Source organism: Microbulbifer mixtoriginis (SeqCode), from assembly GCF_052466865.1.
Window position 1 is genome coordinate 597,614 of record NZ_CP174293.1, and the last position, 13,044, is coordinate 610,657.

General features: G+C 53.5%; 13 protein-coding genes. 11 read left to right on the top strand and 2 right to left on the bottom strand.

Annotated elements, in window-relative coordinates; all coding sequences use genetic code 11:
* The first annotated feature begins 237 nt into the window (after positions 1 to 237).
* The 6 genes from rnr to ACJJJA_RS02650 all read left to right on the top strand — a co-directional run bounded on the left by rnr (position 238) and on the right by ACJJJA_RS02650 (position 7,076).
* The gene (gene rnr / locus ACJJJA_RS02625; protein ID WP_444903672.1) at positions 238 to 2,967 is read left to right on the top strand and encodes a ribonuclease R; all 2,730 of its coding nucleotides are present in this window, start codon (positions 238 to 240) and stop codon (positions 2,965 to 2,967) included.
* A 12-nt stretch (positions 2,968 to 2,979) separates the two neighbouring features.
* Positions 2,980 to 3,735: a 23S rRNA (guanosine(2251)-2'-O)-methyltransferase RlmB gene (gene rlmB / locus ACJJJA_RS02630; protein WP_252084243.1), complete on the top strand. Its 756-nt coding sequence runs from the start codon at positions 2,980 to 2,982 to the stop codon at positions 3,733 to 3,735.
* Positions 3,736 to 3,962: 227 nt separating this feature from the next.
* Entirely contained in the window at positions 3,963 to 4,517 is a 555-nt protein-coding gene (locus ACJJJA_RS02635; protein ID WP_444903673.1) for an RNA polymerase sigma factor, read from the top strand.
* 18 nt (positions 4,518 to 4,535) lie between these two features.
* On the top strand, positions 4,536 to 5,108 hold the full coding sequence (locus ACJJJA_RS02640; RefSeq protein WP_444903674.1) for a hypothetical protein: 573 nt from the start codon (positions 4,536 to 4,538) through the stop codon (positions 5,106 to 5,108).
* Positions 5,109 to 5,168: 60 nt separating this feature from the next.
* Positions 5,169 to 5,714: a hypothetical protein gene (locus tag ACJJJA_RS02645; protein ID WP_444891528.1), complete on the top strand. Its 546-nt coding sequence runs from the start codon at positions 5,169 to 5,171 to the stop codon at positions 5,712 to 5,714.
* 51 nt (positions 5,715 to 5,765) lie between these two features.
* Positions 5,766 to 7,076 carry a tetratricopeptide repeat protein gene (locus tag ACJJJA_RS02650; RefSeq protein WP_444903675.1) on the top strand — a complete coding sequence of 437 codons (1,311 nt, stop codon included), beginning with the start codon at positions 5,766 to 5,768 and terminating at the stop codon, positions 7,074 to 7,076.
* A 114-nt stretch (positions 7,077 to 7,190) separates the two neighbouring features.
* Here ACJJJA_RS02650 and ACJJJA_RS02655 read toward each other — a convergent pair whose 3' ends face one another.
* Together ACJJJA_RS02655 and ACJJJA_RS02660 are read right to left on the bottom strand one after the other, a co-directional pair.
* Complete coding sequence (locus tag ACJJJA_RS02655) at positions 7,191 to 7,997, bottom strand: isocitrate lyase/PEP mutase family protein (RefSeq protein ID WP_444903676.1); 807 nt, start codon at positions 7,995 to 7,997, stop codon at positions 7,191 to 7,193.
* Between the two features lie 229 nt (positions 7,998 to 8,226).
* A complete protein-coding gene (locus ACJJJA_RS02660) occupies positions 8,227 to 9,057 on the bottom strand; it encodes an alpha/beta fold hydrolase (RefSeq protein WP_444903677.1) in 831 nt (276 codons plus the stop codon).
* 338 nt (positions 9,058 to 9,395) lie between these two features.
* Between ACJJJA_RS02660 and rpsF the strand changes: the two genes are divergently transcribed.
* The 5 genes from rpsF to dnaB all read left to right on the top strand — a co-directional run bounded on the left by rpsF (position 9,396) and on the right by dnaB (position 13,003).
* Positions 9,396 to 9,839, top strand: coding sequence for a 30S ribosomal protein S6 (rpsF, locus tag ACJJJA_RS02665; RefSeq protein WP_252084250.1), 444 nt, complete (start codon positions 9,396 to 9,398; stop codon positions 9,837 to 9,839).
* Positions 9,840 to 9,851: 12 nt separating this feature from the next.
* Positions 9,852 to 10,082 carry a 30S ribosomal protein S18 gene (gene rpsR / locus ACJJJA_RS02670; RefSeq protein ID WP_108731487.1) on the top strand — a complete coding sequence of 77 codons (231 nt, stop codon included), beginning with the start codon at positions 9,852 to 9,854 and terminating at the stop codon, positions 10,080 to 10,082.
* Between the two features lie 43 nt (positions 10,083 to 10,125).
* Positions 10,126 to 10,968, top strand: coding sequence for a hypothetical protein (locus ACJJJA_RS02675; protein WP_444903678.1), 843 nt, complete (start codon positions 10,126 to 10,128; stop codon positions 10,966 to 10,968).
* A 37-nt stretch (positions 10,969 to 11,005) separates the two neighbouring features.
* Positions 11,006 to 11,452, top strand: coding sequence for a 50S ribosomal protein L9 (rplI, locus tag ACJJJA_RS02680; RefSeq protein WP_152450807.1), 447 nt, complete (start codon positions 11,006 to 11,008; stop codon positions 11,450 to 11,452).
* A 108-nt stretch (positions 11,453 to 11,560) separates the two neighbouring features.
* Positions 11,561 to 13,003 (top strand): replicative DNA helicase, encoded by a 1,443-nt coding sequence (gene dnaB / locus ACJJJA_RS02685; protein WP_252084252.1) that lies wholly within the window; start codon positions 11,561 to 11,563, stop codon positions 13,001 to 13,003.
* Positions 13,004 to 13,044: the final 41 nt, after the last annotated feature.

The window sequence follows — 13,044 nt, forward strand, 5'->3', positions numbered from 1 at the left end:
AACGTGTGCTCCGTTGAGGACGCGAACTATAGAGATCTGCAGGGGGAGTGTCAACGGTTTCTTAGCGCTTATTTCAACATTTTACCCAAAGGTCTGGAAATGTGCTGAAATCGCTTATAATGCGTTCAACAGCGGCGAAACATTGAACAAAAACTCTCTACCTCCGCCGCCTGCCTTTGACCGGATAACCTCCGGAAGCCGCCTCAATGGGCGGTTATCTCAACAACGGATGCTGTTTTGACACACAAAAATACTTCAGGCCCCCTCAACGCTGACCCTCATGCCCAGCGAGAGGCGGAAAAATATGAAAAGCCTATCCCCAGCCGAGAATATTTGCTGCAACTTTTGGAGCAGCAGGCGGAACCGGTGCCCTGGGAATTTGTTGCCGACCTTCTTGAATTAGAAGATGAGGACCGGCGTGAAGGGGTGCGCCGGCGTCTAATCGCCATGTCCCGAGATGGCCAGATTGCCAGCAATCGCTCTGGTGATTTTGGCGTACTGGACAAAATGAGCCTGGTTCGTGGCCGCGTGATTGGCCACCGCGACGGTTTTGGTTTCGTTGTGCCCACGGATGGTGACGGCGATTTATTTTTGTCCCATCGACAAATGCGCAAAGTCTTTGACGGCGATGAGGTGCTGGTGCGGGAGACTCCCGGCGGCTTTCGCGGCAAGCGTGAAGGTGCCGTGGTTCGGGTAATCAAGCACAATACCGAACAGCTGGCTGGGCGCCTTTACCGGGAAAATGGTATCTGTTTTGTGCGGCCCGATAACCCCCGCGTGAACCTCGATGTGATGGTAGCGGCAGAAGATGCCGCCGGTGCCGAACACGGCCAATATGTCGTGGTAAAAATTGTCACACAACCTGGGCGTGACCGCGTACCTCAGGGGGAAGTGCTGGAAGTGCTCGGCGACCATTTGGCACCGGGCATGGAGATCGATGTCGCGATCCGCAACTATGGCATCCCCCATATCTGGCCCGCGGCCTTACAGGCGGAAGTGGATGCCATTGCCGATGAAGTGCTGGAAGAGGATAAAAAAGCGCGGGTTGACTTGCGCCAATTACCCCTGGTCACTATTGATGGTGAGGATGCCCGCGATTTTGATGATGCAGTTTACTGTGAGCTTTTGCCTGACAACAGTTGGAAGCTACTGGTAGCCATTGCCGATGTGTCTCACTACGTGCGCCCCGGCTCGGTGCTCGATGAGGAGGCCCATAGCCGCGGCAACTCGGTTTATTTTCCCGACTTTGTCGTGCCTATGCTGCCGGAGAAATTGTCTAATGGGCTCTGTTCATTAAATCCGGAGGTAGATCGCTTGTGTATGGTGTGCGAGATGCACATTGATCGCAGCGGTGAAATTACCGATTACCGTTTCTTTGAAGGTTTGATGCGCAGTCATGCGCGTCTGACCTATACCCAGGTAGGGCAGGTATTAGAAGAACGGGACAATCGCGATAGTGGTCTGCGTAAGCAGCTCGCCGCACTGGTTCCACATCTGGATAATTTGCACGATTTGTACCTGGCGTTGCGCAGTGCCCGCGATCGGCGTGGGGCGATAGATTTTGAAACCACCGAAACCCGTATTCTGTTTGACAGCGAACGCAAAATTGAGCGCATAGTGCCGGTTACCCGCAATGATGCGCACAAACTGATCGAAGAGTGCATGTTGGCGGCCAATGTTTGTGCGGCGGATTTAATGGAGCTGTCGGAATTACCGGCTCTCTATCGCGTGCACGATGCCCCGAAAGAAGAAAAACTCAGCAACTTGCGCGAGTACCTCGGTGAGCTGGGATTGCGACTGCCCGGTGGCTCCGAGCCACAGCCCGCGGATTTTCAGGCGTTACTGGAGCAGGTCGAGGGCCGTGCGGATGCCCATATAATTCAAGTGATGTTACTGCGTTCCATGAATCAGGCGGTCTATCAGCCGGAAAATCGCGGCCACTTTGGTTTGGATTATCGCGCCTATGCCCATTTCACCTCGCCCATTCGCCGCTATCCCGATTTGCTGTTGCATCGTGCCCTGCGCTGGCTAATTCGCAATGGCAGTGCCAATGAAGCCGCAGTGGTGCAGAAGGTGTACAGCGTGCCGGGCGCCAGACCTATCGATCGACAGCAGATACTGCCCTACGATATGCCGGCGATGTTACAGCTCGGCGAGCAGTGCTCCATGACTGAACGCCGTGCAGACGATGCTACCCGCGATGTGGTTAGCTGGCTCAAGTGCGAATATTTGCAGGATCATGTGGGTGAAGTTTATTCCGGCGTAATTAGTGCGGTAACGGGGTTCGGCTTATTTGTCGAGCTCAATGATCTTTTTGTTGAGGGGTTGATCCACGTGACCGCGCTGCCAAAAGATTATTACCGCTTTGAGCAGGCGCACCAGCGTTTAATCGGCGAACGCAGTGGCAAACGCTACCATCTAGGTGACTCAGTTAGCGTTCAGGTGGCGCGGGTCGATCTTGAAGAGCGCAAAGTAGACTTTATTCTCGAGGAATTGGTGCCGCGTCAAAAGGCCTCCCGTGCTAAGAAAGAAACGACTAAGGTCAGTGCCCGCGCGATGGAAATGGCTGTAGAGCATCAATTGGAGCGGGAGCGGCGCAGCAAGCAGAAAAAAGACAGCAGCCGTAAATTACATGCCAGCCCCTGGGGAAAGCGCGCAGAAACCTCAGCGGAAGTAGCGCCTATTCGCAAACGTAAGGTCGGCTCCAAAGAGGCGGTCCCTGTGGGAGAGCTGACGGAGGATAAGCCCAGTACGAGCAAGAAAAAATCAAGCGAGGATACCGACAAGCAAAAAACTGAGGCGCCGGCAAAGCGTCGCGGAAGCAAGCGCACTCCCACGCGCAAAGGCGGCAAACGCCCAGCGGTAGCTGCGCGCAAGGCTGCACAGAAAGCAGAAAAGGCCAAAACGCGTAGCGGCAAAGTTAAAAAGAAGAAGAAAGCTTCTTCTACCAGTAAAAAGAAAAAGTGATCGAGGCATAAGTTGAGCCAAGAATTGGTATATGGCCTGCACGCGGTGCAGGCTTTGTTAAAGGGTTCCCCACAAAATGTGCAGGAGTTGATGCTATTGCGTGGGCGCAAAGACCAGCGCTTACAAAAAATTATTCAGCAGGCGGAAAAAAATGATATCGCACTGCGTTTTGTCGACCGTCGCACTTTGGATGATAAGGTGGAAGAGGGCGCTAATCACCAGGGGGTAATCGCTCTTTGTGCGAGTAAAACCCAGGTTCTGGATGAGAAATTTCTGTTTGGCATGCTCGAAAAGCTGGACCAGAAAGGTGAGGCGCCATTTCTCTTGGTCCTGGATGGCGTGACCGATCCCCATAATTTGGGTGCCTGCTTGCGCTCAGCGGAGGCTGCCGGTGTACACGCGGTGATTGCGCCCAAGGATAAATCCGCAGGTTTGACCCCGACAGCCCGCAAGGTGGCCTGTGGTGCGGCTGAGGTTTTACCCTTTGTTACGGTGACCAACCTCGCGCGTACCCTACAGCAGTTACAGCAGGCTGGAGTGTGGATTTTTGGTGCGGCAGGAGAGGCTACTCAGGATGTCTACCAGTCTCAGTTGACGGGTCCTATGGCTTTAGTGATGGGTGCCGAAGGCAGTGGCCTGCGCCGATTAACCCGGGAGCACTGTGATCATTTAATTAAAATTCCGATGGCCGGTGAAGTCAGCAGCCTGAATGTGTCTGTTGCCACCGGTGTTTGTCTATTTGAAGCGGTGCGTCAGCGCAGCGCCTGATTTATTCCTTTTTTTTTGATCTGTAAGTCCTGGTGATTACTGATGCCGGGACTTGCAGTATCTCGGCGTAGCGCTTCACACGCAAACCTCTTTTTCCCCTCTATTTCCACTATTCACTGCTAGATTTTTTCCACTGTCACACAGCAATTTTACTGTGCAGCTTTCTATTTCATGCCGCGGGTGAAAAATTTGCGGGTAACTTTCCTTTGATATCCGGGAGTAGCGGTTTGTACGCCTGGCCCCAAAAATTACTGCGACGACGATCGCGTAATGCTCGTTTTGCTGAGTTGATACATCCACATATTCGCCAACTTTATCGTATGGCCTTTCGCTGGACAGGGAATCGCGAGGAGGCTGAGGACCTGGTACAGGATGTTTTGGCAAGCCTGCTGACGCGATCTGTAGCACTGGAAAAAATTCAGCGCTTAGGTCCCTGGTTAATCAAGGTGCTCTATAACCGCTATGTGGATCTCTACCGCCGACGCCGAAGCTCCCCCATTGATGAAGAGGTTGATTGGGAGACGGTGGCAAGCGGCACGCCAGAGAAGGGGCTTTCTTCTCAGGTGGAAATGCAGCGCATTTTACTGCAGGCGCTATCGAAACTAGAGGTCGATTGGCGCGATACGGTATTGCTGCACGATGTAGAGGGGTACTCCCTACTAGAGGTGGCAGATATTTTGGGCATAAGTGTGGGCACGGTGAAATCACGCCTACATCGCGCCCATAAAAAATTAAAAAAATTGCTCGGTGAGGGAACTATTAGCGAGGGTCATCCGTGTTAGTAATCAGAGGAAAAGCCAATGCTGAAATATGACGCTGAAGATTTTTCCAGTGAGATGTTGTTACGTCACCAGCTCCGCGCCCTGCCGGTTGAGAACCCTGGCGATGACTTGGAAGAGCGTATCTTAAAGTCTGTCTTCGCTGGGCAGGAAAGCAGTCAATCGTCTTCTTTATCAAAATTATTTTTTGACGAATATCGGCGAGTGGGACAGTTGGCTGTAGCTGCGGGTTTCTTCGTGGTCGTGACATTGGGAGTGATACTGACATTCTTAAAAGATACCCCGATGGATGTTGGGGCTGGTTATACGCAGCAAGATGTCGAAGGTACTATCAGGCGGCCAGTGCACCTTTTACTGCACAGCAGTCGCCGGATGCCGGGGGCACTAATCAGGGTCGTCTTACCGGAAAATATGCAACTTGATGGTTATGCGAGCAGTCAGGTGTTGCAATGGCAAACGGATATTGCTGCAGGAAGTAATCGCTTGTCGTTGCCGGTGAAAATCCTCGGTGAAAATAGCACGGGGGAGATATTGATCGAAGTGGAATACGGTGGGGTGAGCAAGCGACTGCGTCAACGATTAACGCACTTGTGAAGCCGGCCGCAATGTAGGGTTCGATAGCAATTTTTGTCACAACCTAGAGGTAACCAAGCGATGTGGAAACAGGGATTATTGGCGGCGGGTGTCGCTGCAGCAGTTATGTATAGCGGCCCTTTATTGGCGCAGGAGGCACCAGAAGACCTGGATGTCACTCTCACTGTGGTTGAGGAGGGGCAGGATGCGCAAGATGTGGTGAACAACATAGAGCTTCCGCCGGATATGCAGGAGGTGGCTGAGGAAACCATCGCGGCGGTAATGGAAGCAGTAGCGGCTACTGGGCAGGGCGCTGAACATAGTGAGGAAATTGAAGCAAGGATGCGTGAGGCCCTCACACGCCATCAGGAGTTGATTGCCAATGCGCGTCTCTCAGCAGAAGCGGCCAGGGAGGAAGCTCTGCGCACCGCTGAAGTAGCCAGGGAAAGTATCGAAGAGGCCGTTAAGAGTGCGATGAACGGTGCAGATATACAAGGCGTTATCGAGCAAGTGATGCAGGATATTCTTTCTAGTCTACCTGCGGATATTCGCGACCAGATTTCTATGGAGCTTGATGGAATGTTTGAGCAGGCTCAGGACAATTTACCCGATGGGCCAGATGCCTAATTAATTGGCATTGCAAAATTTATGACAGGGAATGTTTAGAGGTAATCCACAGTGCGAAATGGGCGAATCGGAATAGTGCTAATTACGCTGTTGGTGTTGATATCACCAGTATCAATAGCTGCAGAGTTCTTCAGTGAGGCTACGGAGGCTTTCAAGCAGGGAAAATACCGTAGGGCGCTTAAGTACTTTGAAATTGAGCGTGAGTCTGGCAATAACTCTGCAAAGCTCAGGTATAACATTGGCGTTACCTTGATGAAACTAGAGCGTTATTCGGAGGCCGCGATATATTTTCTCGGCCTCCTGAATAATGCCCGCTGGAAGGATTTGGCCCGTTATAACTTGGCCATTGCCGCAGAGCGAAGTGATCGAGAATTGGTCGCACTTAAACATTACCGTATTGTGCGAGCAGGGGCGGCTACAGAAAAGCTGCGGGACATGGCTGCGCGCCGTCTGCGCTTATTGGCAGAGGATCATCGCGGCGAGCGTGAGAAACCCTGGCTGGCCACTGTCAGCCTGACGGTGGGCAATGATGACAACGCCTATGCGTTGCAAAATGAACTACTGGAAGAAGCCTCGATTGGGGATGACAATTACGCCGAGTTGTTTGCCTGGGGTCAATACCGCCTCAAGGGAACTGCTGGGAGTGGCTGGCGGGTGCAAGGTTACGGATTTGGGCGCAAATACAAGGAATATGACAATCTCGATCTAGCCAGCGCCAGGGCGGGATTATTCCATGATCGCCGCCTGTTTGGTTGGACTGCAGAGATGGGATTTGCCGTCGAAATGGTGACCTTGGGGGGGGAGCCTGTCACACAGCAAGCACGGCTGTTGGGTAAAGTTTCAGGGAATTGGGGTCGCTCCAGAATTGTCTTTTCCTATAGCCCAGGTTACTACTTTGGTGGCGAGGATTATGCTTATTTGGATGGCTGGCGTCAGTACTTTGACTTGAGTTGGCAGCGTTCATTATTTTCGACCGAGGCGAAGTTGTTTTATCGATTCGATTACAACGATCGTGAAGGGCAGGAGAAAGCAGAGGGGGATTACTATAGCTACTCACCCGCTCGTCATACTCTTGGAGGCACCCTGGTTTGGATACCTTCACCAAGGTGGAATATATCCACAGGGGTGGAGTATCGCAGTAGCCTCTATAACGAGAGCAATCGTATTACCGATAGCCAAGGTGATGTGGATCTCTATTTTAGAGAATCTGATCGAATGAGATCCTGGTTAGGAGCAAAGCTTCGTATTACCCCTAATCTCCATGTTAATGGGAAGTACCAATATATTGAAAATGAGGAGAATCGGGAATTCTATACTTACGACAAAAGTGAATATAGTTTAGGGGTCGGTTATAGTTTTTGATAGCTGAACTATTAAATCGCTTGGGGGCAAGGATGGCTCCCCCAAGCGCATCTGTAAATTTATAATGGGTATTGAGAAGTTTAAGTTATTCCTTTTCGAGATTATTGATCTTTTTTATTGGATATTGGAGCCCAGGTTATTTAGATAGTTATAGTCCAGACTGTGTTCAAAGATTTGTTTTGGATGTTTTCCTTGGAATAACTTATTGGCCATGTTGCTATAAAGCGCATAACTCGATTGAAATAAAGCAGGTCCCCAGCTTAGCCTACGAATACCCGCTCGCCAGAAATGGGCGGGCTCTTCCATACCGGCTAGCAGCATTAAATTGAGTGGCATACTGATTTCTTGTGTTAGCTTTTGTGCGTCCGCCAGGGAGGTTAAACCAGGAATAAATCCTCCGTTGGCACCGGCCTCCCGGTAATCGGACAACCTTTGCATCACCTGTTTCAGTGAATCCTGGCTGTTCTCCGTACTGTTCAGGTAAATATCGGTCCGTGCATTAATAAAAAAGGGTCGCGCCTTTAACGTGGAGCGAATAGCCAGGATTTTTTCACGCAGCAGTTGTGGGCTTTCCCTGCCATCTTCGATATTGATGCCAGCTACGCCAAGATCACACAAGGTTGCAACTAACTCCGCTACTTGCCCGGGATCAGAGCTGTAGCCATCCTCAATATCAATGGATATCGGGACGCGGGAAACCCTCAAAATGCGCTTAACGGCGCTCAGGTGTTCCGATATTGGCATGCTGCTGCCATCGGCATAACCCAGTGACCAAGCCACAGCGGCGCTACTGGTAGCTAAGGCGGGAGCGCCGGCTGCTTGGCAGAGCTGTGCGCTAGCGGCATCCCAGATATTCGGAAGGACTAAGAGTTGGCTGCCTTCATGCAAAGCGTTGAATTGTTCGAAGTAATTAATGGCCATTAAATTTCCCCATGCGACGATTTATTGATCGAGTAATTGGGGTAGAAAATTACTTCGAGCCTTTTCTAACTTCTGGCCAAAAACGGAAGTGAACAGAGTAGGCGTTACTGTGTATGGGGGTATTACTGTGCTGGAAAATAAGCAGGAGTAGAAAAACTGGGGGTTGAATACCTGAAGAGTTCAGCTGCCTCGGCGCCACACTTTGGATGGCGCCAAGACCTGTATTTCCTCAGTAAGAGCCTGCTTGGTGTTGAGTCAACCAGCTGTCCACTTCGGCGATAATCGGGCGTGGATTTTTGATCCAGCTTAGGTGGGGGTTGCCTTTCGGATAGGTAGCGGCCATCTCACGGGTCTCGCCATCTACGATAGCAGCCAGTTTGCGCGCAGCCTTTACTGGTGCAAAGGGATCTCCGGCCAGGGCGATATGAAGAGTGGGTTGGTTGTTGGGCTTGTGTTTTCCAAAGCGTTTTTCTGGAGCGAAGCGCCCACTGAAAATAGAACGGGCCCAGTCTTTCATCAGTTTGCGCGCTTCACGCCAGCCAAAACCCATGCGTGCGCCAGGGAAATAGCCAAGCAGACTCGACGTGACACTCACTATTGAGGCAAAAAGTAAAATGGCGTACCTGTGCAGTCCGCTCCAGCTGCGGTGGTCTACATGGCCGGAGGCGATGGTGACAACCCTGGCATTGCCGGTCAGGCCGGCACGGGCCGCGAGAGTGCTAGTTTGGCCGCCGATACTGTGGCCGAGAATCAGGGCCGGGCCTGCGGGGAAGGACTCTTCCAGCAGTGCCAGTAGTTGCGGGATAAAGGCAAATACCAGGTCATCGTAGCCGTAGTCGGCATTGCGGTTAGGTCTCGGCAGGCTTTCGCCGGTTCCCGGCAGTTCGGTGATGGCGGTGCTGTAGCCGAGTCGCTGTAATTCCTTCAACAAAAGATGGTAGCGATTGGCGGGAACGCCCATGGCGGGAATCACCAGGACTAGTGGGCCTTCGCCGTTGTGAACGGTGGTGACGGGCACCTGGAAGGCGCCAAAACTAAGGTTGTGCGTTTCTTGGGGCATGGTACTTCTCCCTACAGAGGGAGGCACTATATGCCAGCTCGCCGCCACAAACCCATGACCAGAACGCGCAGTTCAGTGGCTGAATCTACACAAAGACAGGGTTTCGCTGGGCTAAGGCCCAGGGTGGAACGGGTGGTCTCTGAGGGAGCAGTTGGAATAATTAGTTCACTTGTCCCCGCGCTGGAGAAGACACAGCCCACAAATAATTGATCAACTTGCAAGCAATCCCGCAACTGCCTAGAATACGCCGCCCGCAATGGGCTCGGTCTATCCGCGCCCGTTGTACTCCTTGCCTTACCGGACTGTCCGGAAGGCTGATTAACCCGTAAGGAGCTAAAATGCGTCATTACGAAATTGTATTCCTGGTTCACCCGGACCAGAGCGAGCAGGTACCCGGCATGGTGGAGCGTTATACCGCTGCCATCAAGGACACTGGCGGTGAAGTACACCGTCTGGAAGACTGGGGCCGTCGCCGTCTGGCTTACCCGATCAACAAGATCCACAAAGCCCACTACATTCTGATGAATGTTGAGTGCACCGAAGAAGCTCTGGAAGAGCTGACCACCAACTTCCGTTACAACGATGCGGTTATCCGTAATCTGGTAATCCGTGAAGACGAGGCGATCACCGACGAGAGCCCGATCATGAAAGCGGAAAAAGAAAGCCGTGAGCGCAAAGCTGCCCGTGCAGAGCGCACCGAGCGTCGCGAGCGCGCTGAAGAAGAGCAGTCCTCTTCTGACGCCGCAGAAGCTTCTTCCGATAACGCTGAAAGCGAAGAGTAAGGGGATTATCAGATGGCACGTTTTTTCCGTCGTCGCAAGTTCTGCCGTTTCACCGCCGAAGGTGTTAAGCGTATCGACTACAAAGATCTCGATACCCTGAAAGCCTACATCTCTGAGACTGGCAAGATTGTTCCAAGCCGTATCACCGGTACCAAAGCCAAGTATCAGCGTCAGCTGGCCTCTGCGGTCAAGCGCGCGCGTTACCTGGCCCTGCTGCCGTACACGGACAGCCACGAAGCCTAAGCCGCAGTTTGCTTAGACTCATTAATAGAGAAGCTATCTAACTATGCGCGCCGTAGCTGAGTTTATTATGCGCGGGCGCGTGCGGGCGGTGATCCTCACCATGGTGGGGATACCGCTGATAAGCCCGGCAATCCTCGCTCTAGTGAGTTTGCGCCGCGGCAGCAGTGAAGGCCTGATGGTTTTGGCCTGGGCACTGTTGCCGATCGTTGTTATGGGCATGAGCGGTCATGTACTACCACTGGTGACCGGTATTTCCGCCGGCCACTTTGCCGCAGTGTTCTGCGGCGCCGTGGCACTGCGCAGTAGCCGTTCATGGGTCGCCGCATTGTTCACTGTAACAGCGGCCTCGGCGGTGGGTATTTTGCTCACCTCTGCCTTCAGCGGCGGTTTGCTCCAGGGCTTTATGCAAGCGCTCGAAAGAGCGGCAGAGCAGCCCAATACGGTTCCGATGGAAGAACTGAAGCAGGTGTTCTCAGGCGAATTGCAGATCACTGGATATCTGAGCCTGATATCGGCGATGAGCGCCACACTGGCTTTGGTTCTGGGGCGCTACTGGCAGGCGCTACTGTATAACCCCGGCGGTTTCCGCCAGGAGTTTCATCAGTTGCGTATGCCGGTATGGCTGGCGGCACTGAGTATGCTGCTGTGGGTGGTGAGCCTGGTGACCCCGGGTTACGCCTTCTGGGGTGCAGTAATCGCCTTCCCCATGGTGGTTGCAGGTATCGCCCTTATTCACTGGCTGGTCGCCAGTCGCGGTTGGGGGATTGGTCCCCTGGTGGCGATGTACGTGATGCTGGTGATTGGTGGCTTGCCCCTGGCTGGATTCCTGTGTGGTTTGGCTCTGGTAGATAGCTGGATAGATATTCGCGGGCGCTCCGCAAAGTAGGCGCGCTCTGCACAATACAGAAATTGAGGAAACCGAGATGGAAGTTATTCTGCTCGATAAAGTAGGCAAACTGGGCAACGTGGGTGATCGCGTTGAAGTTAAAGCCGGTTTCGGCCGCAACTTCCTGCTGCCGACTGGTAAGGCAATTCCGGCTACCGCAGCCAATGTTGCTGAGTTCGAAGCCAAGCGCGCTGAACTGGAAGCCGCTGCAGCTGCCAAAATGGCAGAAGCTGAGAGCCGCGCTACCAAGCTGGCCGACCTGGTTGTAACCATTGCTGCCAACGCTGGTGACGAAGGCAAGTTGTTCGGTTCTATCGGCACTCGCGATATCGCAGACGCAATTACTGCTGGCGGTGTTGAAGTAGCCAAGGCTGAAGTGAAGCTGCCGGAAGGCGCTCTGCGCGAAGTGGGCGAGTACGAAGTAGACGTACAGCTGCACTCCGACGTGACTGCTGTAGTTAAAGTCGTTATCGAAGCCGAGTAAGGTTTTGCCGACAAGCAGTTGGTGCCACAGGCGCCAGCCGCGCTACAATCGGGCGCTGCACCCTACCGGGTCAGCGCCTGTTTTGTTTCTGGTATCCAGTAAAGTCCCATGATCGACGAATACGCTACCCCCGAAGAAGAAATCCACAGTGAAGAGAGTTCACCGCTGCCACACTCGGTAGAGGCGGAGCAATCGGTGCTGGGGGGCCTGATGTTGGATCCGGGCCGCATCGATGCGGTTGCCGAGCAGCTGAGTGAAGAGGACTTCTTTACCGCCAGCCACCGCAAGATCTTCGCGGTAATGGGCGAGCTGAGCAATGGTGAGCAGCCGCTGGATATCGTTACTCTCGCCGAAGGCCTCGCCAGTCGCGACCTCCTCGGCGAGGTGGGCGGTCCGGCCTATCTGGCGGAACTGGCCGAGAACACTCCCTCCGCGGCGAATATTGTCGCCTATGCCAAGATAGTGCGCGAGCGCTCCATGTTGCGCCAGCTGATTGCCGCCGCCGGTGAAATCAGCCGTACCAGTTTCAATCCCGGTGGCCTGGCCTCCGCCGATCTGCTGCAGATGGCTGAGCGCCGTGTGGCGGAAATTGCCGAGGGACGCGCCAAAGAGGGCGGTTTCGTCGGTGTGGATAGCCTGCTGAAGAAAACCGTCGAGCGTATCGATGAGCTGTTTAAAACTGAAGGCGATATCACCGGCCTCAGTACCGGCCTGACCGAATTGGATCAGCGCACCTCCGGCTGGCAGCCGGGCGAGCTGGTAATCCTTGCAGCACGTCCTTCCATGGGCAAGACCGCGCTGGCACTGAATTTTATCGAGAGTGCCATGCTCAGCCAAGAGCGCCCGACCCTGGTCTTCAGTATGGAAATGCCGTCTGACAGCCTGGTAATGCGGATGTTGTCTTCAATCGGTCGTATCGACCAGGGCCGTATCCGCAACGGCAAGCTGCAGGAAGAGGATTGGCCCAAACTTTCCAGCGCCGTACAAAAAATGAAGGGCAAAGCCCTGTATATCGACGATACGCCTGCGCTCAGCCCCAGTGAGGTGCGCGCGCGCACCAAGCGCACCGTGCGCGATCACACCAATAAGTTGATGCGCGAAAATCCTCGTATGAGTCGCGAGGATGCCGAGGCCAAAAGCCTGCCGGCGATGATTATGGTGGACTACCTGCAGCTGATGCAGGTGAAGGGCTCTACCGAGGGCCGCACCCAGGAAATTTCCGAAATCTCGCGCTCTCTCAAGGCATTGGCGAAAGAGTACGACTGCCCGGTAGTCGCCCTGTCGCAGCTCAACCGCGGTGTGGAGCAGCGCCCCAATAAGCGGCCGATGAACTCGGACCTGCGGGAATCCGGGGCGATCGAGCAGGATGCCGATGTGATTTTGTTTATCTATCGCGATGAGTACTACAACGAGGACAGCCCAGACAAGGGGCTGGCAGAGCTGATTATTGGCAAACAGCGTAACGGTGAGATAGGCACCTGTCGCGCGGCATTTATCGGCAAATATACGCGCTTCGATAACCTGGCACCGGAATATTATCAGGGCGAGTAGATCGCTAGGTGCCAGTCTCTGAAACCTGACTGGTAACTGCT